At 39.5% G+C, this 23,859-nt stretch carries 22 protein-coding genes; 14 read left to right on the top strand and 8 right to left on the bottom strand.

What is annotated here, in order from left to right; all coding sequences use genetic code 11:
- Positions 1-114: 114 nt before the first annotated feature.
- The 12 genes from ttrS (at position 115) to M1F03_RS12515 (ending at position 13,655) form a co-directional block, all read left to right on the top strand.
- Positions 115-1,848: a tetrathionate respiration histidine kinase TtrS gene (gene ttrS / locus M1F03_RS12460; protein WP_251464441.1), complete on the top strand. Its 1,734-nt coding sequence runs from the start codon at positions 115-117 to the stop codon at positions 1,846-1,848.
- Between the two features lie 225 nt (positions 1,849-2,073).
- Positions 2,074-2,670 (top strand): tetrathionate respiration response regulator TtrR, encoded by a 597-nt coding sequence (ttrR, locus tag M1F03_RS12465; RefSeq protein WP_154623009.1) that lies wholly within the window; start codon positions 2,074-2,076, stop codon positions 2,668-2,670.
- Positions 2,671-2,832: 162 nt separating this feature from the next.
- Entirely contained in the window at positions 2,833-3,777 is a 945-nt protein-coding gene (locus M1F03_RS12470) for a Kdo(2)-lipid IV(A) acyltransferase (RefSeq protein ID WP_154623010.1), read from the top strand.
- A gap of 69 nt (positions 3,778-3,846) precedes the next feature.
- Positions 3,847-5,067 (top strand): multidrug efflux MFS transporter MdtG, encoded by a 1,221-nt coding sequence (gene mdtG / locus M1F03_RS12475; RefSeq protein WP_154623011.1) that lies wholly within the window; start codon positions 3,847-3,849, stop codon positions 5,065-5,067.
- Between the two features lie 435 nt (positions 5,068-5,502).
- Positions 5,503-7,035: a peptide MFS transporter gene (locus tag M1F03_RS12480; RefSeq protein WP_318839942.1), complete on the top strand. Its 1,533-nt coding sequence runs from the start codon at positions 5,503-5,505 to the stop codon at positions 7,033-7,035.
- Between the two features lie 155 nt (positions 7,036-7,190).
- Positions 7,191-7,982 carry a PhzF family phenazine biosynthesis protein gene (locus M1F03_RS12485; RefSeq protein WP_163862408.1) on the top strand — a complete coding sequence of 264 codons (792 nt, stop codon included), beginning with the start codon at positions 7,191-7,193 and terminating at the stop codon, positions 7,980-7,982.
- A gap of 258 nt (positions 7,983-8,240) precedes the next feature.
- Complete coding sequence (locus M1F03_RS12490) at positions 8,241-8,651, top strand: acyl-CoA thioesterase (protein ID WP_154624630.1); 411 nt, start codon at positions 8,241-8,243, stop codon at positions 8,649-8,651.
- Positions 8,652-9,135: 484 nt separating this feature from the next.
- The gene (locus M1F03_RS12495) at positions 9,136-10,182 is read left to right on the top strand and encodes an aliphatic amidase (RefSeq protein WP_154624631.1); all 1,047 of its coding nucleotides are present in this window, start codon (positions 9,136-9,138) and stop codon (positions 10,180-10,182) included.
- Positions 10,183-10,387: 205 nt separating this feature from the next.
- On the top strand, positions 10,388-11,401 hold the full coding sequence (locus tag M1F03_RS12500) for an AAA family ATPase (RefSeq protein WP_251464442.1): 1,014 nt from the start codon (positions 10,388-10,390) through the stop codon (positions 11,399-11,401).
- 3 nt (positions 11,402-11,404) lie between these two features.
- Positions 11,405-11,890: an AmiS/UreI family transporter gene (locus tag M1F03_RS12505; RefSeq protein WP_154624633.1), complete on the top strand. Its 486-nt coding sequence runs from the start codon at positions 11,405-11,407 to the stop codon at positions 11,888-11,890.
- 537 nt (positions 11,891-12,427) lie between these two features.
- Entirely contained in the window at positions 12,428-12,994 is a 567-nt protein-coding gene (locus tag M1F03_RS12510; RefSeq protein ID WP_251464443.1) for a tetratricopeptide repeat protein, read from the top strand.
- A gap of 223 nt (positions 12,995-13,217) precedes the next feature.
- Positions 13,218-13,655, top strand: a complete 438-nt coding sequence (locus M1F03_RS12515; RefSeq protein WP_154624635.1) for a universal stress protein — start codon at positions 13,218-13,220, stop codon at positions 13,653-13,655.
- A 181-nt stretch (positions 13,656-13,836) separates the two neighbouring features.
- Here the strand turns inward: M1F03_RS12515 and M1F03_RS12520 are convergent, their stop codons facing one another.
- Both M1F03_RS12520 and agp read right to left on the bottom strand, forming a co-directional pair.
- Positions 13,837-14,448, bottom strand: a complete 612-nt coding sequence (locus M1F03_RS12520; protein WP_251464445.1) for a GNAT family N-acetyltransferase — start codon at positions 14,446-14,448, stop codon at positions 13,837-13,839.
- A gap of 87 nt (positions 14,449-14,535) precedes the next feature.
- Entirely contained in the window at positions 14,536-15,789 is a 1,254-nt protein-coding gene (gene agp, locus M1F03_RS12525; protein ID WP_251464446.1) for a bifunctional glucose-1-phosphatase/inositol phosphatase, read from the bottom strand.
- 309 nt (positions 15,790-16,098) lie between these two features.
- Here agp and M1F03_RS12530 point away from each other — a divergent pair, with 309 nt between their 5' ends.
- Together M1F03_RS12530 and M1F03_RS12535 are read left to right on the top strand one after the other, a co-directional pair.
- Positions 16,099-16,539: an acetyltransferase gene (locus M1F03_RS12530; RefSeq protein ID WP_154624637.1), complete on the top strand. Its 441-nt coding sequence runs from the start codon at positions 16,099-16,101 to the stop codon at positions 16,537-16,539.
- Between the two features lie 14 nt (positions 16,540-16,553).
- The gene (locus M1F03_RS12535) at positions 16,554-17,108 is read left to right on the top strand and encodes a GNAT family N-acetyltransferase (RefSeq protein WP_249999032.1); all 555 of its coding nucleotides are present in this window, start codon (positions 16,554-16,556) and stop codon (positions 17,106-17,108) included.
- Between the two features lie 7 nt (positions 17,109-17,115).
- On the opposite strand, the gene M1F03_RS12540 is transcribed toward M1F03_RS12535, so the two are convergent.
- The 6 genes from M1F03_RS12540 to M1F03_RS12565 all read right to left on the bottom strand — a co-directional run bounded on the left by M1F03_RS12540 (position 17,116) and on the right by M1F03_RS12565 (position 23,838).
- Positions 17,116-17,574, bottom strand: a complete 459-nt coding sequence (locus M1F03_RS12540) for a YbaK/EbsC family protein (RefSeq protein ID WP_154624639.1) — start codon at positions 17,572-17,574, stop codon at positions 17,116-17,118.
- A 155-nt stretch (positions 17,575-17,729) separates the two neighbouring features.
- Complete coding sequence (locus tag M1F03_RS12545) at positions 17,730-18,410, bottom strand: hypothetical protein (protein WP_272661252.1); 681 nt, start codon at positions 18,408-18,410, stop codon at positions 17,730-17,732.
- Positions 18,411-18,515: 105 nt separating this feature from the next.
- The gene (fdnI, locus tag M1F03_RS12550; RefSeq protein WP_251464451.1) at positions 18,516-19,169 is read right to left on the bottom strand and encodes a formate dehydrogenase-N subunit gamma; all 654 of its coding nucleotides are present in this window, start codon (positions 19,167-19,169) and stop codon (positions 18,516-18,518) included.
- Positions 19,162-20,043 (bottom strand): formate dehydrogenase subunit beta, encoded by an 882-nt coding sequence (fdxH, locus tag M1F03_RS12555; RefSeq protein ID WP_154624642.1) that lies wholly within the window; start codon positions 20,041-20,043, stop codon positions 19,162-19,164. Before fdxH ends, fdnI begins: the two co-directional genes overlap by 8 nt.
- 12 nt (positions 20,044-20,055) lie before the next feature.
- Positions 20,056-23,103, bottom strand: coding sequence for a formate dehydrogenase-N subunit alpha (gene fdnG / locus M1F03_RS12560; protein WP_154624643.1), 3,048 nt, complete (start codon positions 23,101-23,103; stop codon positions 20,056-20,058).
- Between the two features lie 411 nt (positions 23,104-23,514).
- On the bottom strand, positions 23,515-23,838 hold the full coding sequence (locus M1F03_RS12565; protein WP_196712951.1) for a YnfA family protein: 324 nt from the start codon (positions 23,836-23,838) through the stop codon (positions 23,515-23,517).
- Positions 23,839-23,859 lie beyond the last annotated feature (21 nt).

Below are 23,859 nucleotides of genomic sequence, written 5' to 3' on the forward strand. Positions count from 1 at the left end.
AATTGGTCTTATTGTAAGAGGGGCAGCGTAACGACCCTATTGTGGTTTACCACATACCCGTAGCTAAATTGATCTAACGCAACTAATAAGCCAAATATGTTAAAGAAATACTCTATGTCTTTGTATCGATTACTGATAATCATTCTTATTGCCGGGTCATTTCCGGCCATGGCAGCAGAATGGAAAATTGGGGTGCTTGCCTTACGCGGTGCTAACTCAACCCAAACCCATTGGCAAACATTAATTGATACATTGAATAATGCGCTGCCTGATGAGCATTTCACTTTGCAGCCGCTTAATTTAGATGAGATGCGTAATGCGATTTCAGAACGCAAAATTGACTTTTTACTCACTAATCCCGCGCAATTTATTCAATTAGATAGCCGTTATCATCTACGTTGGTTGCTCTCTTTACGCTCTTCCGTCGAACCCGATAGTACAACACGCAATGTGATTGGTAGCCTTATTTTAGTGCGCGCTGATAGCGACGTTAACGAAATAAAAGACCTTATCGGTAAGAAGGTGGGGGCAATTTCTCCGGATGCATTTGGAGGCTATCTGTTAGGTTATAAAGTATTGCGAGATATGGGCTATGATGCCGAAAAAGATTTTCGCATGCAGTTCCTCGGCTTTCCTGCCGATGCATTATTGTATGCGTTACGGGACGACTCACTTTCTGCGGCCATTATCCCTGTCTGTTTATTGGAGAATATGGATAAAGAAGGGTTAATTGATAAAAACCATTTCCGTCCTTTAATCGAACATGAGAGCAATTTACCCTGTAAAACCAGTACAGAACTCTACCCGAATTGGTCGTTTGCCGCGCTGAATGATGTTCCTGATAATTTAGTTGATAAAGTGACTAAAACACTGCTTTCATCGGATAAGTCAGGTATGCGCTGGGGAGCCCCCGCCTCGGTCAATCAAGTTGAGACGCTATTGCGTGATGTGAATCAACACCCACAACAACGCCAAATTTGGCAAGATATTGTGAGTTGGCTGATCCAGCATCAAATCACTATCAGCATCGCGGTACTGTTTTTTATTCTACTTGGCATCAACCATGTTTGGATCGCATTTTTAGTTCGTCGCAAAAGTCGACAACTCGAAGACGCGCACAATCGCTTACGACAACAAGAAGCCAACTTAGCAAAGGCGCAACGGCTGAATATATTAGGCGAAATGGCTTCTGGGTTTGCTCATGAGTTAAACCAACCTCTTTCGGCAATCCGCCACTATGCCCAAGGCTGTATTTTACGTCTTCAAAAAGAGTCAGATGAACATCCACTGATTAACGCCCTTACTAAAATTGATAACCAAGCGCAGCGCGGTGGTGATATTATTCGCAATCTTCGGTTATGGGCAGGAAAACCAAACCAAGAAGTTGCGTTACCTTTAAGTCAGCAATATGTCATACCGACCATACAACATATCTGGCAGCTACTACGAGTTCCACAGCATTACCCACTCGTCAAACTGATTTTACCTAATAGCCATGATGTCTGCTTGAAGCTCCCAGAAACACTACTTGACCAATTACTCTCCAATCTAATCAGTAATAGCTTACAGGCTGGAGCAAAGACTTTATGTTTTAGTTTTCACTTTGCACCAGAACGATTTTTATTGGTTTTACAAGATGATGCCGGTGGTATGGCGCCTGAACAGCTCACTCAAGGGATTACGCCCTTTGCGACGACGAAAAAAGAGGGACTCGGACTTGGCTTAGTGATTTGTCAGCGGCTGATTCAAAGCCAAGGAGGGGATATTCGTATTGAAAATAATCTGAGTGAGGAGGGGTTAAATGGCCTAAGAGTGACCTTAATCTTTCCTTATGAGGAAAAAGTATAAACACCAACCGCCTTCATACATCGACGGATAACATGAAGGCGAGGGTCATCTATTTTCAAGGTGATGTTCAATGAGAATGGAGTCATATCCCCTCACGCTAAATTTTAATGAATGTCGATTTACTTTCGCATACTATTGATAACATTAATCATGTGAATATGAGACAATCACGCTTCACCCGTTTAGATATTGATACCCCAGTTTGATGAAATGAGGTACTTATTCATGCCTGTTATACATCTGGTGGACGATGATCCTGCTGTCACGGATGCCTGCCAATTTCTTCTTGAAACACTCGGTTATACCGTCGTGGTTTGGAATGACAGTGAACAATTTATCCAACAAGCAAATCTTCATCAAGAAGGTGTGGTACTGCTCGATATGCGCATGCCAAAACTTGATGGCCGCCAAGTCCATCAATTACTCAAAGAACAGCAAAGTACATTAGCAGTCATTTTTCTTTCTGGTCACGGTGACATCCCTATGGCTGTCGAGCAAATCAAACTGGGTGCGGTCGATTTTCTCCAAAAACCCATTGATAGCCAATTGCTCGCTAAAACACTCGAACAAGCTCAAACAAAAACAACGCAAGCGACGGCCAGTTACCTCATCCAGCAACGCTACCAAACACTGACACCGAGAGAGAAAGAGATTTGCAAGTATGTCTTACAGGGCCTAATCAACCGAGAAATTGCAGACGTCGCCTGTGTATCAGTGCGAACTGTTGAAGTACACCGCTCCCGAATGATGGAAAAAATGGCTGTGCGTAATATTGCTGAATTAATGAGTACGCTACAGACGGCTAATTTATTAAATGAATAATTTGTTATAATAAGAACATTATTGATAAATAGGCTAATGTTTAAACTAAATCAGTCATTTCATGATGCTTTAGTCGTCAAAACCATAGATTAATCGTTGTTATAATAACAATGTCAATAACGAACAACGGTATAAAATCACTAACCTAATTTTTGGAAACCAATGATACAAGCTCCAAAGTTTCATAAAAGTTTATTACACCCACGTTACTGGCTCACTTGGTTTGGCATCGGCTTGCTGTACCTGCTCGTTCTGTTGCCCTACCCCATGATCTATTGGATGGGCACACGTTTAGGCATGCTATCGAAGCGATTACTGAAAAAGCGTGCACAGATTGCCGATCGTAATTTAGCACTCTGCTTCCCTGAAATGAGTTTAGAAAAACGCCAACAGTACATTAACAAAAATTTTGCATCTGTTGGCATGGGCGTTTTTGAAACAGGAATGGCTTGGTTTTGGCCTGAATGGCGTATCCGTCGCTGGTTTAAAATTGAAGGACGTGAACATATGCTCGCGGCGCAATCAACAGGTCGTGGCATTATCGTTTTAGGGATCCACTTTTTAACCTTAGAGCTAGGAGCAAGAGCATTCGGTATACTTAATCCAGGCATTGGCGTTTATCGTCCAAATGACAATAAGCTGATGGATTGGTTACAGACTCGCGGGCGTCTGCGTTCTAATAAATATATGTTAGACCGGAAAGATGTTAAAGGGATGGTACGTAGCTTAAAACAGGGGGAAATTCTCTGGTATGCCCCTGACCATGATTATGGTCCTCGAAACAGCTCTTTTGCACCGCTGTTCGCGGTAAAAAATGCCGCAACCACAAATGGTTCAGCGATTTTATTACGCCTTGCCGACCCGTTAATTGTGCCTTTTATTCCTCGTCGATTACCTAACGGCAAAGGATATGAATTAATCATTCAACCGGCTATCGACAACTTCCCCGTTGATAATGAAGTGGCGGTGGCAACAAAAATGAACCAGCTCATTGAACAAGCGATATTATTAGCCCCAGAACAGTACATGTGGCTACATCGACGGTTTAAAACACGTCCCGAAGGAGAACCTTCATTGTACGGTGATTTAGACAAAATCCATCATTGATAAAACACAGCGGCTGTCGGTTTTCTGACAGCCGCTGTGTTTTAAGCATTACAGTTGAGTAAGGAGTCTATGTTAAACAGAAACAGTTATTGGAAACGTAACCTTTATGTGGTCTGGTTTGGTTGTTTTTTAACGGGGGCTGCATTTAGTCTGATCATGCCTTTTCTTCCGTTATATATCGAAGAACTCGGCGTGACCGATCATAGCTCTTTAAACCTTTGGACAGGTGCGGTTTTCAGTATTACGTTTTTGTTTTCTGCGATTGCAGCGCCGTTTTGGGGGCGATTATCTGACCGAAAAGGCAGAAAGTTAATGCTGTTGCGTTCGGCATTAGGTATGGCCATCGTAATGGTATTAATTGGATTTGCTCAAAATATTTGGCAGTTACTCGCCCTTAGGGCGCTATTAGGCTTACTCGGCGGATTTGTTCCCAATGCTAACGCATTAATTGCGACGCAAGTACCGGTTAAGAAAAGCGGTTGGGCGATGGGCGTGCTCGCAACCGGTGCGGTAAGTGGCGCATTAATTGGTCCGCTTATTGGGGGATTACTGGCCGACCAATATGGCCTACGCCCTGTATTCTTTATTACCGCTAGCGTACTCTTTATTTGCTTTATTGTTACGCTATTTTATGTCCGAGAACGTTTTACCCCAGTTTCACGTCAAGATGCCCTTAATAACAAGCAAGTCTTTGCATCGCTAAAAAATAAAAATCTGGTGATCAGCTTATTTTTTACGACCATGATTATCCAAGCAGCAATGGGCTCAATCAACCCAGTTATTACACTGTATGTTCGTGATCTCGCTGGCACAACAGAAAACTTAGCTTTTATTAGTGGTGTCATCGCGTCTATTCCCGGTATCGCCGCCCTGCTTAGCGCCCCTCGGTTAGGTAAATTGAGTGACCGCATTGGTCCTGAAAAAGTTTTACTGGCGGTATTAGCCGCTTCTATTTTTGTGTTATTCCCGATGGGGCTTGTCAGTAATTATTGGGAACTTGGCGCACTACGCTTTTTACTCGGGGCATTAAACGCGGCCTTATTACCCGCCGTACAAACATTAATTATTTACAATATCTCTCACCAAGTGACAGGCCGAATTTTTAGCTATAACCAAGCATTACGTGATGTGGGAAACGTCACGGGTCCACTAATGGGGTCATTTGTTGCGGCAAGTTATGGCTTTAGAGCTGTGTTTTTCTTTACCGCAGCCTTGGTGTTATTCAATTTAATCTATTCATGGTACATCATTAAGCGACAATCCCAAGGTTGTCAGTCTCCCTCTGTTTGAATGTGATAGAAAGCAAAAATTTTTTTTCGCTAAAAAAATTCGTCCCATACCGCCCGCTGATAAATGTAGTTATTTATTCATTTCCCTGATTTATTGTAGGTATAACAGCATTTTATGCAAAAAACAGAGAAAACATAACTTAAGCTTATGTTTTTGAAGGCTATGATTGTTTTATAATCATCTCTTTTCTTGTCAACCAAATTCCTGTATTGTCGCCTACCTTATCGTGAAAAGTGCGATTGATATCGACTTTTCACCTTAAAAATACACTTTTAACAAGAAATATATTCTGTTTATAAGTGTTTTTATAATAATGTATGTTAAAAATATGTTTACAAAATTAAGTTAACATATCTATAAATTTTAACACCTACAGATTCGCTAGGTGTATTTCCAAGCACAACCAATCAAAAAATAATTTATCGGAGTTCACAGATGAGTCATTCTGCGACTAAAACAAAAACCTTTTTTGGGCACCCGTACCCACTAAGTTCACTCTTCCTCACTGAAATGTGGGAACGGTTTTCTTTCTATGGTGTACGCCCTCTCCTCATATTATTTATGAGTGCAGCACTATTACAAGGGGGAATGGGGTTACCCATTGAACAAGCATCCGCAATTGTCGGTATCTTTGCTGGTGGTGTTTATATCACCTCACTTCCTGGAGGCTGGCTTGCCGATAACTGGTTAGGGCAACGTCGAGCAGTTTGGTATGGCTCATTGATCATCGCGTTCGGTCACCTATCCATCGCGATGTCCGCCTTCTGGAGTAATACCTTTTTCTTCGTCGGTTTGTTACTGATTGTATTAGGTACGGGTTTATTTAAAACTTGTATCACCGTCATGGTAGGGACACTGTACAAGAAAGAAGATACTCGTCGTGATGGTGGTTTTTCACTATTTTATATGGGCATTAACATGGGGTCATTTATTGCTCCTTTGATTATTGGCCCTTTACATGAAAAATATGGTTGGCACCTCGGCTTTGGCCTAGGCGGCATCGGTATGTTGATCGCGTTGTTAATTTTCCGTTTCTATGCCATTCCGCAAATGCGCCGATATGATAAAGAAGTTGGATTAGATTCCACTTGGAACCGTCCAACTGTAGAACGTAAAAATGTTGGTAAATGGGTTACTGTTGCAATGGCATTGCTAGCAGTCTTAGCTATCTTAATCGATAATGGCACGATCCCATTCAATGCATCGACAATTGCAAAAAGCTCCGCTTATATCATTGCAACTTGTGTTGGTATCTATTTCTTCTTTATGTTCTTCTTTGCAGGCCTAAATAGCAGCGAACGTTCACGTCTACTGGCTTGTTTAATACTGCTCATTGCTGCCGCATTTTTCTGGTCAGCGTTTGAACAAAAACCAACGTCGTTCAATATCTTCGCGCGTGACTATACCGATCGCCAAATGGGTTCCTTTGAAATCCCAACGATTTGGTTCCAATCTATCAACGCATTATTCATCATTCTGTTAGCGCCGGTATTCAGCTGGTTCTGGCCTTCCCTCGCCAAGCGCAATATGAACCCAAGCAGCATGACTAAATTTGTCATTGGTATCCTATTTGCTGCGGCAGGTTTTGCGGTCATGATGATGGCTGCTAATCAAGTTCTAGCGACACAAACGGGGGTCTCTCCCTTCTGGTTAGTATCAAGTATCTTGTTGCTGACATTGGGTGAACTGTGCTTAAGCCCTATTGGGTTAGCCACAATGACATTATTAGCACCACAAAAAATGCGTGGTCAAGTGATGGGCCTGTGGTTCTGTGCTAGCGCACTCGGTAACCTTGCGGCTGGTATTATGGGCGGTAATATCAATAAAGAACAATTGAATTCAATGCCTGAGCTGTTCTCACACGTTTCAATAGCATTAGTTATCTGTGCCATTGTTCTGGCTGCCTTAATTATCCCAGTCAGAAAAATGTTAAAAAACGCAGATGAGAATGAAGCGAAAGCAGAATAATCCTCATTAACGTCTCTATGCCCGATAGGTTTTTACAGCCTATCGGGCATTTTTATTTCAAGCATTAACCTATTATGTTGATGCTTAATTAGCGCTATACTCCTTTCCCTCTTACTCATTTAGCACCCTATTAAACTTGCCTTTGGAAAACCATTATGAGTACTACAACCTTTCCTGTTTATTATGTTGATGCCTTTACTCAACAACAATTTCACGGTAATCCTGCTGCTATTGTGTTACTCGAAACATGGCTTCCAGATGATCAATTAATGGCTATTGCTGCTGAAATTAATCTTTCAGAAACTGCATTCTTAGTTGGAGAGCATATTCGCTGGTTCACACCTAACGTAGAAGTTAAATTATGTGGTCACGCGACACTTGCGGCGGCATTTATACTGCATCAGTTTAAGCAACACCCGATTTCACCTTTCGTATTTCAATCTCTTTCTGGAGAACTCATCGTATACAAAAATGAAAAAGGGTTTACACTCGATTTCCCTGTGCTAGAAACAAAACAGGTTGCTGTTACCGATCACCCTCAATTAACCGACATTTTAGGGGTCGATATAGAATCATTATGGCTCGCTAAAGACCGCTATGTCTGCTTTTTAAGTGATGCCAATCAAGTTGCCAACTGTACGCCTAATCTGAGCGCGATGGCAGCGCTCCCTCTACCAGGCCTAACCATTACTGCCCTCAGTGATAACCCAAATGCTGATTTTGTATCCCGTTACTTTGCTCCCGCCAAAGGGGTCGACGAAGATCCGGTAACAGGTACCTCGCATTGCGCTATCGCACCATTATGGGCTGCACGTTTAAATAAAAATCAGCTAATCGGTCATCAAATATCTGCTCGTGGTGGTGTCGTGTTATGTTCAGTCGACAATGAGAGAGTCAAACTGACTGGAGAAGCAACGCTATTTTTAACCGGTAACATCCATATTTAAGCTCACGAATATGTGTTTGACTACGTCCCTATATTGACCCAAAAAATAATTATCAATGAAACATCGCCGGTGTAACTCATTTTGGATAGCGTATAACAATAAATTTATATACCCTAAATAAGGGGAATGTGGCGGCAATGAGGTAATCATTCGCCAGCCACATTCAATATGGATGGCTTGGACATATAAACCGAGTCATCACTACGGTGTGAAATATGGCTAATTTAGTCCCATAGCAAATAATTGTAAGGCAACATTATGCGTTCTGACGTTGATGAGATAATCACGCAAAAAATCGAAGATTCTATTACCAGTGTTTCCAAGGTTATTTTTCCTACAACCACAAACCATCATGATACCTTATTTGGTGGAACCGCCCTTGCGTGGATGGATGAAGTCTCTTTTATTACTGCAACGCGTTTTTCTCGTAAACGTTTGGTCACCGTTTCAACCGAAAAAATCAACTTCACTCACCCGATCCCCTCCGGCACAATTGTTGAATTAGTGGGTAAAGTGAGCCGTGTTGGTAGAACAAGTTTGACAGTCAATGTTTCTATCTTTTTAGAAGATATGTATCGTGAAGGCCGCGAAGAAGTGATCCATGGTCAATTTAACTTTGTCGCTGTCGATGATCATGGTAAACCAACACCACTTTTCGATTTTCAATAGAACAGTATTCAATCTGGGTAGCAAGTCTAAAGTCTTACCTCATGAATGTATTGAGGTATTATTCTAAACGCTACCCTATCACACAGAGTAATCAGTCATTAATCCTGCCTTATTGGAAATAAAAAATAATAACCATCTACTTAAAAGATAACTTTAAAAAGCAGCAATGTGACGATATTGCCAGTTTTTCCTTCCATATTTAAAGATGATTCATAGTAAATAACATACCTACACAGCCTGATTAACCTCATTTCACACTACAAAAACCGCAATGACTCACCAATAAAAATACCAAATAAACTATAGGGGTCATTTTTCAAAAAAGTATTTTCTATTTAAATCAATACATTATACTCCACAGTAACTGATTACAAAAAAACGTGATAATTACCACATATAGTCGCGAATTAACTCCCCTGATACCTCCATTTAGTTACATTTACTTAGTCATTAAACGAGTAAAAATAATATAGAGAGGAAATCTATGAGACATGGTGATATTTCGAGTAGTCCTACATCCGTGGGTGTTGCTGTCGTTAATTACAAAATACCTCGCTTGCATAACCGAGATGATGTTATTGAAAATGCAAATAAAATTTCAGATGTCATTGCGGGTATAAAAACAGGCTTTCCAGGTCTTGACCTTATTATTTTTCCTGAATATAGCACCCAAGGGATCATGTATGATCATGAAGAAATGATGGCTACCGCAGCAACGGTTCCCGGTGATGAAACAAGAATATTTTCAGCGGCTTGTAAAGCGAATAAGGTTTGGGGGGTATTTTCTATCACGGGTGAACAACATGAAGAACATCCTTTAAAAGCGCCCTATAACACGCTTATTTTGATCGATGATAACGGTAATATAGTCCAAAAATACCGTAAAATTATTCCATGGTGCCCTATCGAAGGCTGGTACCCCGGCGATAAAACTTATGTTTCTGATGGACCTAAAGGATTAAAAATAAGCCTGATCATTTGTGACGATGGAAATTACCCTGAAATATGGCGTGATTGCGCAATGAAAGGCGCAGAACTTATTGTTCGTTGTCAAGGTTATATGTATCCCGCTAAAGAACAACAGATAATGATGGCAAAAACCATGGCATGGGCAAATAACTGTTATGTTGCTGTCGCAAATGGCACTGGGTTTGATGGGGTTTATACCTACTTTGGGCATTCTGCGATTATTGGTTTTGATGGACATACATTAGGTGAATGTGGTGAAGAGGAAATGGGTGTGCAGTATGCTCAACTCTCAGTAACTGAAATCCGCGATGCTCGCCGATATGATCAATCACAAAACCATCTATTTAAGATTTTACATCGTGGCTATACCGGTATTTATAATTCGGGTGACGGTAATAAAGGGCTTGCTGAGTGTCCTTTTGAATTTTATCGCAGCTGGGTACTTGATGCAGAAAAAACGCAAGAACAGGTTGAAAGCATCACTCGAGATACTATCGGTATTTCAGAATGCCAAGTTTACGATTTACCCACGGATGAAAATAAAATAAAAAATGTTGGTTAACTAAAATCTGAAGTAGTAATTCATTATTGAATAAACGTTAAATATATTAATACTTGCTATTAATTTTCTACATCAAGGATAAATGGAGAGTATTTGGCATCTCTATTAGCCAAATATTATATAAATAGCAACTTGCATGATTAATAGAAATACACTGCTGTTCTTGAATTACTACTTTATCCATTATCATTAATTAGGAACAAACATGCCTTTTATCAATGATATGTTAGCATCGAACCTTCAAGAAAAAAACACTTCATCTCTAAAAATAGAGAAAGGACATTTTCGTTTTATCTTTGACCCAGAAAATGTTATCGAGAATATTGAAAAAACTATCATTGGGCAAGATGAAGTATTAACTCAGCTAAAAGATATTCTTTATTGCATTAAAACCAATATATTTGATCCCAATAGACCATTAACTACATTGTTATTCTTAGGACCCACTGGGGTAGGAAAAACAGAAACAGTCATTGCTTTAGCGAAGGCAATCAATAATGGTAAAGCGCATTATTGCCGAATAAACATGAATACTTTGTCTCAAGATCACTATGCAGCCTCTTTATCAGGTGCACCACCAGGTTATTCAGGAAGTAAAGAGTCCTACTCGTTATTTGATACTGATAAAATAGAGGGCAGCTATAATACTCCTGGCATTGTATTATTTGATGAAATCGAAAAAGCCAGCAAAAGCGTCATCAGAACATTACTGAATATTCTTGATACTGGAGAATTAGAACTTGCCAATGGCCAAAAAACGATTAACTTCAAAAATACAATAATTATTATGACGTCTAATTTAGGATCTAAAGATATTTTAAATGAAAAACAGGGTATAACTAAGTTATGGCCAAAAAAGAGCTATGATAATAAAATCATCTCATTACTTGAAAAACAGTTTGACCCCGAATTTATTAATCGAATAGATAGAAAAATAAGCTTTAAGAAAATAACCTCTGAACAAGCGATTAAAATAATTGATATGCAATTATCCAATCTTAATCAAAGAATAGTACAGTATTCAATTAATATCACACTCGATGTTTTAGCAAAAGTGAAAATAAATTCAATGTGTGACCCACGTTATGGTGTAAGAGATATAAAGCGTATTTTTAAGATACATATAGAACCTTTAGTCGCAAGAGCGATATTCAATAATGAGCACTCAATGCATATAGTGCTCACTGTCGATAATAATCAATTTATCATTAAGAGGTGAACGATGGAGGGGATATTACTTATTTTTATTGGTAGTGTTTTGAGTATAAATGGAATCGCAATTATAAAAGGATATGATGATAAAGAAACGGGAATATTTAATGGTATTATTGGTTGTTTTTGTTTAATTGGTAATATCATTTTAATGATCAATGCTAAAGAGAGTATAGCCTACACTGCAATAGCACAATCTATGCTATTTACCTTCACTTATCTATTTTTAAGTTTTGTGAAAATATATTCCTTATCGGGTAAATTATTTGGATGGTATTGTCTTTTTGTCTTTTTTAATGCCTTATTTTATGCCTATTATGCCAGTTCAGATATTCGCATGGTTGTGCTCTGGTTAGTATGGGCAATATTATGGTTACTGTTTTTTTGTACATTCTCACTGAATATTAAAATTAATCATCTAGGTACGTTAACACTACTCGTTGGTATTGTTACCTGCGCCATACCCGGGCTAATGATGGTGACTAATCACTGGTAATCAACAGCAATAAATAAATCGCTAGTACCCTCTAGATATTGTAGGGGGATTAGCATTATCAGGATTTCACGTTAATTAACCCCTTATAATAGGAAGAACCTCACTTTATACGCCTATCACCGTGTGATAGTTCTATTCTTAACGAGTATGAGATACCGATCGCACTTTCTTAAAATAGAACAACGAAATTGCCTCTTTAAAAATGCAGGATTTTCCTATAAATAAAAATACATCCGTTCACTACAATACTAACCCTGCATAACACACACCTAAAACGAGTAAATTACGATAATGAACGAGATAAAAACAACTTTACGCACATTCTTATTTTAAAAAGCGTTAGCAAAGTGAGATAAAAAACTAAAACACATTGATATTCTATGCCTAGAGACGTAAAGTATTTAAAGTAAAATTTTGTTGCTAACGCTAATCCTGAGTGTTAATGATGTTGTTATTTGTTTGGACTATCATCTTAACATAGCGCGTACAACCACCTTTACCTTGCTCACTGACACAATATAAGATATTCACAACATTATGTATAAAATCTATTCATTCATTTTACTTTTCATTATTTCGGTGCATTCAAGCTTTGCCGCTGTCTCTAACGAAACGATCAAATTGGTTGAAAAAGAGGCTCAAAAAGGTGACATCAAAGCTCAAGTCATGCTGGGTATCGGCTACTACTTGGGAAATGAAGTTAAGAAGGACTACCCGAAAGCTAAAAAATGGTTAACCATGGCCTCTAATAAAGGCAGTGCAGATGCACAGCTTTTTTTAGGCGATATGTACTTAAATGGTAACGGTGTTGAGCCGAATATTGAAACTGCGATTCAATGGTTTGAAAAATCTGCCAACCAAGGTAATCCCGAAGCTCAAAATTATATGGGGCAAATTTATTATCAAGGGATCGGTGTTAAACAAAATTATATCGTGGCTTTTGACTGGTTTAAAAAATCTGCCGATAAAAAATATCCACCAGCACAATTTCAAGTCGGAAAAATGTATGAAAATGGTGAAGGTATCGAAATAGATGATAAAGCAGCCAAACAATACTTGAGTCAAGCCTGCAAAGGCGGTTTAAAAGAAGCTTGTAAAAAATAATTGATACCAAATCGTGCCACAACTCTAGCGAAATTCGTTATGAGTTGTGGATTAAATATATTCTATTTTCCTGATAATATTCCTCTCTATTTTTCATCCTACTCCCCCACTATCTGCTCCATTTTAGTCTAAATAGTTCATTGTCTTTAAAATAGTAATGATTAATTTCAATATGCATGGAAATGTTCTAAACTTATAAAATAAAAGACAAAAAGGAGGATTTATGTACAAAACGATTCTAGTTCCGATTGATGTTAGTGAAGACGCACTTACCGACCTTGTCATCCCTCATGTCACTGCCATCCAGAAATTAAATAATGCCGAAGTGCATTTTCTCGCTGTTAGTGCTCCCATTTCTAACTATTTACGCTACGGTGGAACCATTCTTCCTGGCGATTTTCCCGATGATGAAAAACAAGCGGAAATCATCCTCAATGAATTAAAAGAAAAAGTAAAACGCTTTGCTATCCCTGCTGATAAGGTACATGTTACATCCTCTGTAGGTTCAGTTAAGGATGAAATTTTGGCTATCGCCGAAGAGATCAATGCAGATATCATTTTAATTGGTTCTCGCCACCCAAGCATGTCTACCTATTTACTCGGCTCTAATGCTGCATCAGTCGTACGTTACGCAAAAACATCTGTTTTGGTGATCCGCTGAAATATAGGGTAGTAAAAAATAACATTTTTAGTGAAATGTTTGGATTTTAATCTTATTGAGATCATCTCTTTAAGACCAATTCAAGAGATAATAAATACACACAATTTATAAGACTATTACACAAGATTATAGGTTAGATTGAAGCCTCATAAACATTTTCGTGGCTTTCACGCCCTGCTTTCTAGCAGGGTTTTTTCTTAGATAGTTCGGCTAATTTCAATCTAAATCGTTTGAAAATGACCCCATCAAAACTCACTTCACCTTCTTCCACAAAACCATAACGGTAAATAGCCCCCAGTTTTTTACGACTGAGTGGAAGATGAATGGTTATTGAGGGTAATGACATATGAGTCACCGCTTGTTCAAGCATTTTATTCACGATTTTTTTACCGCACCCCCAATAATCTGGATGCAATACTAACGCTAAATCAGCATCTCCATTTTCATCTTGAAACCCTCCCCATCCAATAAACCTACCATCAACAACCAATGCCCATACACCAAATCCATGTGTATGCCAGTGTTGCTCTTTTTGCTTAACCCATTGGTGGCAAAATGGCTCATCAAACTGGTCATCTCCAAGAGGCATGTGTGCTAATACGAGAGGATGCGTATTGAGTGCGATAATGTCATTACAGTCTATTTGATTTAAGTGCAGTAGTTGAATGTCCATGCTATATAATTTATCCGTGAATTCCGCTAATAAACAGCAATAATAACAACGAGAGTTGCCATTCTTCAAGTCGCCAGTACTCGCTAATAACTCGCTAAATTGAGTATCGTTAAGCCGCATTGACTATCGACTTAACGCAGCACGATAATGATTCAATAAAGTAAAAAGCCCGCTTTTATCACGGGCTAGTGCGTATCAATAAAACCATTATTGCGCTAATGCAGATTGCATCACTTTTTGAAAATCTTCCCAAGAACAATAACCGTTCTTATCGATAGGGCAATTTTTCATAGATAACGTGACGTGTTTAGGTGGGGTTTCTAAAGAAAGGTAGCTATTATCTCTAAGTTGATCTGCTGTTTGATAAACATATTCCACCTTCACATAATCTTTATTATCACTCTTATCATGCCAACGTTGGAAAACTAATTTTCCACCAATTGGGGTATGTTCATATTGCTCTGGCAATTGGTACGGATTGAAATCCATGGCTGACATTAAGGAAGCAATATTTGAATCATGACCAACCAGCATAATAAATTTTGCCGTTTCTCCTTTATCGACAGAAACGAAGCCTTTATTGATGTAATTTAATAAAGGATGAGCAACATTTTTAGCAATTAATTTAGGAGAGAATAAAGTTTCCTGATAGCCATTTTTTAACGTGTTTAGCTTACGCCATTTATCTGCTGTATTTACCATTCCCCATGCAACTTGTTTTTCTGGGAACCCTTCATAATATTGCAAATCGATCGCATCGACTGCTGAGTTCGCAATTTTAAGCGCCCCAGCGACACCTGGCTCTTTATTAGCCTCAATAATAAAACGATTATCTTGTGATGAAAGTTCACACAGCTTATCCGTTTTACATTTTGGCGAGTTTTTAATATCAAGAACAGTATCTAGCTCATCATATCCTGGTTTCAGGTTGAGCTGTTTTAAATGCTCTTCCATCGCTAATAAGGCTTTTTGCTTAAACTCAGAGCTATCGTTAGTAATAATAGGATTAAAGACGGGATCCATGGTGCCAATTTCAGGTTGATGATGAATTTTCACAGTACAACCGGGAAATGCACCCGCGGTGAAAAATTGTGCTGTCGCAATTGTTCTTTGCAAGCTATTTGTATAAACAAATAATTCTTCATTACTCGTTGGGCATAATTCATCGGCGAGTAACTTCTTTTCATCCGCCCATTCCCGAAAATAATGCCCCATATAAACTTCAAGTGCGCCGCCTTTTGTCGTTAAATACCCACTCTTCGCATCCCATGCTGGCCATTTTTTATCGGTAACTTCCGTTAAGATCCCCGTATTAACAATAGGTGTTCGTAAATTATGGCGACTTAATAATAATACTTGGTCGAGTTGCATATTTTCAGCATTATCGGTATTTGCAAATGCAGGCGCGATTGGCGCCAATAGTGCAGCAGATAAACAGAGTGTTAAAACCTTATATTTCATCGAAATACCCCTACCATTTTGTTGTTGTATTTTGTCGCATGACATTAATTTATTGTAAAATAAATAATTTATTCCTATTTCTAGTTGAATTTACTGCTATCTTATAATGAAGTAACTGACTTTTTTTTCTGCGATTAATATCTCAAAAACAGACTTCACTACGAAATAAGAACTAAGCGAGGTCATTAATGGCTATTTATTGTTATAATCGCTTCAACCAAGAATATTAGCGAAACCCTATAAAGGCATGGTTGATATTAACCGCAACGACTGACAATATTCTATTCACCAAATTAGGAGTTTACTCCGATGAGAATTCAAGCCGCTACCCCATCACAATACAATGAAATTATTGATGTTTGGGAGTCATCCGTCAGAGCAACACACGATTTTTTACCTGAAGCAACGTTACAGAAATTAAAAGTCGCCATCTATAAAGAGTATTTACCGCAACTCTCAGTCTATGTTGCGGTTACTGAAGATAATAAAATAACTGGGTTTATCGGTGTTGACCAAAATAAACTAGAGATGCTATTTATTTCACAATCTCATCGAGGTTCAGGGATCGGCAAACAATTACTTCGTTTTGCTATTGAGCAACTCGCAATTACTGACGTTGATGTGAATGAGCAAAATCCACAGGCCATTGGTTTTTACCAGCATATGGGATTTAGGCAATTTGCACGCTCAGAAAAAGATGGTGAAGGTAATCCCTTCCCCATTCTTCATCTGAGGCTACACACAAAATAATATAAGGCTTTTATATGTCAATTATTACACTTGAAACTCCCCGCTTACTTCTACGTGGCTGGACTGAACAAGACAAAGCGCTGTTTTTTGAAATGAATAATTCCCCTGAAGTCATGCGTTATTTTCCTTTCGTATTAAATAAATCACAAAGCGATCACTTTATGGATACGATTATGGCGCGATTTGCCAGCCAAGGAGGATGGGGATTGTGGGCTGTTGAATTAAAGTCGACACATGAATTAATTGGTTTTGTTGGTCTAAATATTCCCGAATATCAATTTCCTTTCTCGCCGTGTACCGAAATTGGATGGCGATTACGTCCTCAATATTGGCGACAAGGTTATACCATTGAAGCGGCTCAAGCTGCAATTCAGTTTGCTTTTAATCAACTGAAATTAAATGAGATCGTTGCTTTCACCGCGGTCGCTAACACACCTTCTGAGGGCGTGATGAAAAAATTGGGCATGACAAAAGACCCTGAAAACTTTGCTCATCCCGCCCTCCCTGAAGGCCATTGGCTACAAGAGCATGTATTATATCGTCTACAAAACCCTTATTTATCAAATTAATCCATCATTATTGGCAAATATCGATCCAAGAACCTTGAGTAAGTTCTAACATGCGCTGAGGTGAAATACGTAATGCACTGTTAACCGACCCTGCGGCAGGTAGTACCTCAGTATATTGTTGTAGCGATATATCACAATATACCGCTAACGCTGAAGGTAAACCAAAAGGACAAACACCCCCAACAGGGTGGCTAGTTAACTCGACCACCTCATCCGCTCTGAGCATTCTTGCTTTCGAACCGAGAGCCTGTTTGACCTTTTGATTATCCAAACGAGCCTCTCCTGCACACACGACAAGGATAACCTCATTTTTTACTTTTAGTGATAGGGTCTTCGCTATCTGATTAGGCTCGACATTATGAACAAGTGCGGCTTGCTGAACAGTGGCTGTCACCCCGTCAGTCTCAATAATCTCGATATCAGGAGCATGTTGGGCGATAAACTTTCTAACAGATTCTATACTCATCGTTGTACTCTTTTGTTATGGTTTGCAAGTGATTATTATTTTTTCGTTTATTGGTTTAGAAATTAAAAAACACCATTAGGTGCCGCAAATTAATGAAAACCACCACCCTAAAATAGGATGATTTTAATGAAAACTTTTCAGAAAATGTGCGTTTTTTAGCTCTCGGTGCTCACATCACAATGATTTGCTGAATAACGGAGAGCATGCTGAATATGATGGTATAATTGGTGAGTTAGCTTATCATACTCAGGTTCTAAGCCTTTTTCATAAGCTAAAAAAGGCGCTGAATCATTCCATGAGCCCATCCCACCAAAAACCCAAGCACCACAAGCCACATCAAATAAGCATTCACAAAGCATTTCATTATTTTTAACTGGTTTTAATAGTTTTTCTGCTTGTGCTCTAAAAATAGCGGCAAAACCTGTTTCCCCAATTTGCATTGCTAGCCGTTCAATTTCTTGTAGCGTCTTTAAAAATGCCTGTTGATTATGTCCTTCATTTTGCAATGACGATATGGATTGTTCCGCCACAGTCTCAATTAAAACTGCATTTTCTCCCGTCCATTCCAAAGTAAACAATTTTACACATACATCACCATCCGCGATGACGATCTGTTGTTGTTGATTGAAATAAACCTGTTTGCTTATCATTCCATCCAGATAATCGCGTAATTTATCAAGGAAATATGTAATTTCTACCGTTCTGATAACCTCAACACCCGCTTGGTTACATAATACCCAATGTTTCACATAAGACATTTTTTGCAATAATAAAATATCTTTTTCCCGCTTCATTGCCCTCACAAAACAGTACGCAATATATTGATCAGCCCGCATTATTTTTCCTATGACAACACTCGTGATAAATAACATTAGCAAAAAAACATACAAAAAAGCCACCGCATAAAATGACGGTGGCTCAAATAACGGCAGTTTATAAGCTTACGGTTTGTTTTTTTCCGCTTCCGTCTCTTTCGCTTCAACTTCACGATACCAACGAGGGTGATGTTTTTTCGCCCAACGTCGGCTGACTTTACCTTCTACCATGCCTTTAATCGACCCTTTAACCCAAAAAGCCATGTACATATGGATCAAAATGGCATGAATTAAGATGATGGCTGCTGCTGCATGAATAAATAAGCTCCAGCGAACCATCCACATTGGGAAGATATGCGCAAAATAAGGACGCCATATTATGATGCCAGTCGCTAAGAGTACAAAAATCATACTCATAATGCTCCAAAACATCATTTTTTGCCCAGCGTTATATTTTCCTACATCCGCTACATGGTGTTCATTACCTTTTAAAACTTCAACGATGTTCTTAATCCAAGGTAAATCCTGTTTATCCGGAATGTTATGTTTCACAAAACGGAAAAACATAAACATCAACACCACAAAAATTAATACACCAAAGAAAGGATGCAGAATCCGTCCCATTTGCGGCGTTCCGAAGGTTTCTGTCAGCCATTGCAATGTTGGGAAAAATAGGGCAATCCCTGACAAAGCAACTAAAAAGAAGCAGATAACCACGGTCCAGTGGCATGCTCGGTCAATAAATTTTGTCCGAACAATCATTTTGCTCTTTTTACTCATGACCATCTTCCTCCTCTTCATCATCCACTTCTTTATTAGGACCAATTCCAACATAGTGGAAAATTAGCCCTGCAAAAGTGGCAATAAAGCCCACCACTGAAAGTGGTTTTAACACCGCCTTCCACAGGTTAATTGGGGTATCAATTTGCGGATTTTTCGGTAAACCATGATATAACTCTGGGTTATCCGCATGTTGTAGCACATACATTACATGAGTACCGCCAACACCTTCTGGATCATAGATCCCCGCATTTTTAAAACCACGTTTTTGTAGCTTATCAACACGTTCGGAAGCGTACTCCAGCATTTCTCTTTTGGTACCGAAATGGATCGCGCCTGTTGGACAAGTTTTCACACAAGCAGGCTCTTGCCCTACCGCAACCCTATCCACACACAGTGTACATTTATAAACACGGTTATCTTTTGGATTTAAACGCGGGATATTGAACGGGCAACCCGCGATACAATACCCACAACCAATACAGTGCTCAGATTGAAAGTCCACGATACCATTTGCGTATTGAATGATTGCTCCCGCCGACGGACAGGCTTTTAAACACCCAGGGTCCGTACAATGCATGCAACCATCTTTACGAATTAACCACTCTAGCTTGCCATTTTCAGTGGTTTCGCTAAATCGCATCACGGTCCATGATTTCGCGCTCAAATCCATTGGGTTATCGTAAACACCAACGCAATGACCGACTTCATCACGAATATCGTTCCATTCTGAACACGCAACCTGACAGGCTTTACAACCAATACAGGATGTCACATCTATCAGTTTCGCAACTTCAAACTTATCATCACGCGCCTGTGGGGGAGGCGTAATGCTATTGGTCGCGGAACGTTTAATAATGTCTTGAGATTGCATTCGTTCCCTCCCTTACGCCTTCTCGATATTAACTAAAAACGCTTTATACTCAGGAGTTTGAGAGTTCGCGTCACCAACAGATGGAGTTAATGTATTCGTAATAAACCCTTTTTGGGTTGCACCTTCAAAGCCCCAATGAATAGGTAGCCCGACCGTTTCGATCGGTTTGCCATCCACCATTAATGTCTGCAATCGTTGAGTGACCACAGCCACCGCTTTAATGAAGCCACGTTTACTGCTGACTTTAACCTTATCGCCATTCACGATGCCTTTCGCTTTTGCCAGAGTTTCGCTAATCTCCACAAATTGCTCAGGCTGTACAATCGCATTCAAACGAGCATGCTTAGTCCATGTATGGAAATGTTCAGTTAAACGATAGGTGGTACCGACATAAGGGAATTGCTCGTGATTTCCGAGGCGTTTTTTATCTTCCTCAAAAATACGTGCTGCTGGGTTTGAAACCACATTCGGGTGCAACGGGTTAGTTCCTAATGGCGTTTCAAATGGTTCGTAATGCTCAGGGAATGGACCTTCCGCCATTTTATCAATCGCAAACAAACGACCTAAACCTTCCGGTTGCATAATAAATGGTCCAGTTCCTACTTCAGGCGCAGAGGCATTGAAGTCAGGAATATCATTACCGACCCATTTTTTGCCATTCCATTCAATCAAGATGCGTTTTTTATCCCATGGCTTACCTTGTGTATCACAAGAAGCACGGTTATAAATGACGCGACGATTGAGTGGCCATGCCCAAGCCCAGCCTAATGTGTTACCAATGCCAGATGGGTCGCTATTATCACGATTTGCCATCTGATTGCCTTTTTCTGTCCAGCTACCTGTATAGATCCAGCAAGATGATGCCGTAGAACCATCATCGCGTAATAACGCAAAAGAACTGAGTAGCTCGCCTTTTTTCGCTTGCAAATTACCATCCGCATCATAGAGGTCAGCCAATGCAATACCGTTATTTTCCTTGGCTACTTCTTCTGATTCTGGATGGAATTGGCGCTTGTAATCCCAACGCATCTGCATAAGCGGGTCACGACCCTGACCACCTTCTTGCTCATAAAGCTCACGGATTTTATACAAAATGCCGGTTAGGATTTGACCATCATTACGTGCTTCACCAGGTGCATCTGCGGCTTTCCAGTGCCACTGTAGCCAACGGCCTGAATTAGCGATCGAACCATCTTCCTCAGCAAAACATGTTGATGGCAAACGGAATACCTCAGTTTGAATGGATGCCGTATCAACATCATTCATTTCACCATGGTTTTGCCAGAAGTTAGCCGTTTCAGTGACGAGTGGGTCAACAACAATTAAATACTTCAGTTTACTTAAGCAGCTAACCACTTTGTTTTTATCTGGGAATGACGCAACAGGGTTAAAGCCTTGGCAAATATAGCCATTGACTTGTTCTTTGCTCATCATGTCAAAATACTTCATCACATCATAAGCTTGATCCCATTTTGGTAACCAGTCATAACCCCATTGGTTATCTTTTTGTGCCGCATCACCATAGAAAGACTTCATCAAGCTAACAAAGAATTTTGGATAATTACTCCAATAGTTAACCTGATTAGGTAAAGTGGCTTTTGGCGTATTCGCGGCCAAATAACTCTCTACCGTCAGCATTTTTTCAGATGGCAAAGTGAGATAGCCAGGTAAGCTAGTCGATAACAAGCCCAAATCGGTAAGACCTTGGATGTTTGAGTGTCCACGTAGCGCATTGACTCCGCCACCTGCCATTCCCATGTTACCCAATAGCAATTGGATCATCGCCATTGTGCGAATATTTTGCGCGCCAACCGTATGTTGGGTCCAACCTAATGCATACAAGAAAGTCGTTGTCCTATCCGCCACACTTGTTGAAGCTAAGATTTCACAAACTTTCAAGAAGTCATCTTTCGGTGTACCACAAATTTGTTCTACAATTTCAGGTGTATAACGAGAAACATGCTGCTTCAGTAAGTTCCATACACAACGTGGGTTTTGTAGCGTGTCATCACGTAGTGCGTGACCATTTTCATCAAATTGGTAGTTCCATGTCGTTTTGTCATAAGCACGTTTTTCCGCGTTATAACCACTAAATAAACCATCCTCAAAGCTGAAATCATCTCTGACCAACAACGCTGCGTTGGTATAGTGTTGAACATACTCCGCATTAATTTTATTATTTTCAATCAGATATAGCAGAACCCCTGATAAGAAAGTAATATCAGTACCTGAGCGAATTGGTATGTAGTGATCGGCCACAGATGCCGTACGAGTGAAACGCGGATCGATCACAATCAGTGTCGCATCATTGTTATTCTTCGCTTCTATCGCCCAACGGAACCCAACAGGGTGAGCTTCCGCAGCATTTCCGCCCATCACAACAACAACATTCGCATTTTTAATATCAACCCAGTGGTTGGTCATCGCACCGCGACCAAATGTTGGAGCAAGACTTGCTACCGTTGGTCCGTGTCAGACACGTGCTTGGTTATCGACGGCTAACATGCCGAGGGAACGTGCAAATTTCTGAGTTAACATACCCGTTTCGTTGCTTGCCGCTGATGCACAAAGCATCCCCGTCGATAACCAACGATTTACGGTTGTACCTTGTTCATTTTTTTCGATGAAATTGGCATCACGATCATCTTTCATTAACCGTGCAATGCGGGTAAAGGCATCATCCCAACTGATGCGTTGCCATTTATCAGAACCTGGCGCGCGATATTCAGGATAACGTAAGCGGTTTTCACTATGGATATAATCCAGTAGCCCAGCCCCTTTAGGACATAAAGCTCCTCGATTGACAGGATGATCAGGGTCCCCTTCAACATGGAAAATAGCAGATTTAGCATTCATGGCACCATCGCCCATGCTATAAATTAATAATCCACAACCTACAGAACAGTAAGTACAAGTATTACGAGTCTCTTTAGACCTGAGTAATTTATATTCACGTACATTAGCCATTGCCATTGAAGGCATAAAACCTAACGCAGCTACTGTCGTACCTGCCATCCCGCCGGCACAGATTTTAAAAAACTTTCTGCGACTGACGTTCATTGCTTCCCTCTTTATATTTATTGTATAAATCGGAGGGAGAATATCAACGTATGATAATTATATATTGCCTAAAATCAATGAATGTGAAAATAAAAGGTAAATTAATATTAACTGAGTAGTTAATCCTCAATTAAATATACTACTAATAGAGTAATATTTTAAAATAATGATACAGATCAAATAACAAGAAAACACATTAAATATAAAAACAAAGTCAGGATCAATTTTTAGCGTATAACACTTGCCTCAATAATAAACGCTTACTTAATTTAAATTAAGTTTTCCTTATCTATATTCACTAAATCATCTCTACTCTGACACGCCTTCTATATTAAAAAAATTTATTAATAATAAAAAAGCACTCAATTCCCATAACTAAAATTTACATTTTTATGTCAAATTAATTTAACTTTATTTCCAACCGCTAATAATAATTCCAGCACCAATAAATACCACCAGCGCACCAATCCAATCGGTTGTCGTCAGAGAGACGCCATCCACCACACGTAACCATAATAATGCTGTAGCAATATAAATTCCGCCATAAGTTGCATAAATTCTGCCGCTAGACTCAGGGTGGAGCGTCAGTAACCACACAAACACCATAAGGCACAGCGCCGCAGGTAATAATACCCATGCACCAGCTTGTTTTTTCATCCACAAATAAGGGAAATAACAACCTGCAATTTCAGCTAACGCAGTTAAGAAAAACAAACCAATAATTTTTAATGACATAATAATATTCTCTAACGTAGG

Origin of the sequence: Providencia sp. PROV080 (genome assembly GCF_033688105.1) — a bacterium.
Taxonomy (GTDB): domain Bacteria; phylum Pseudomonadota; class Gammaproteobacteria; order Enterobacterales; family Enterobacteriaceae; genus Providencia; species Providencia zhejiangensis.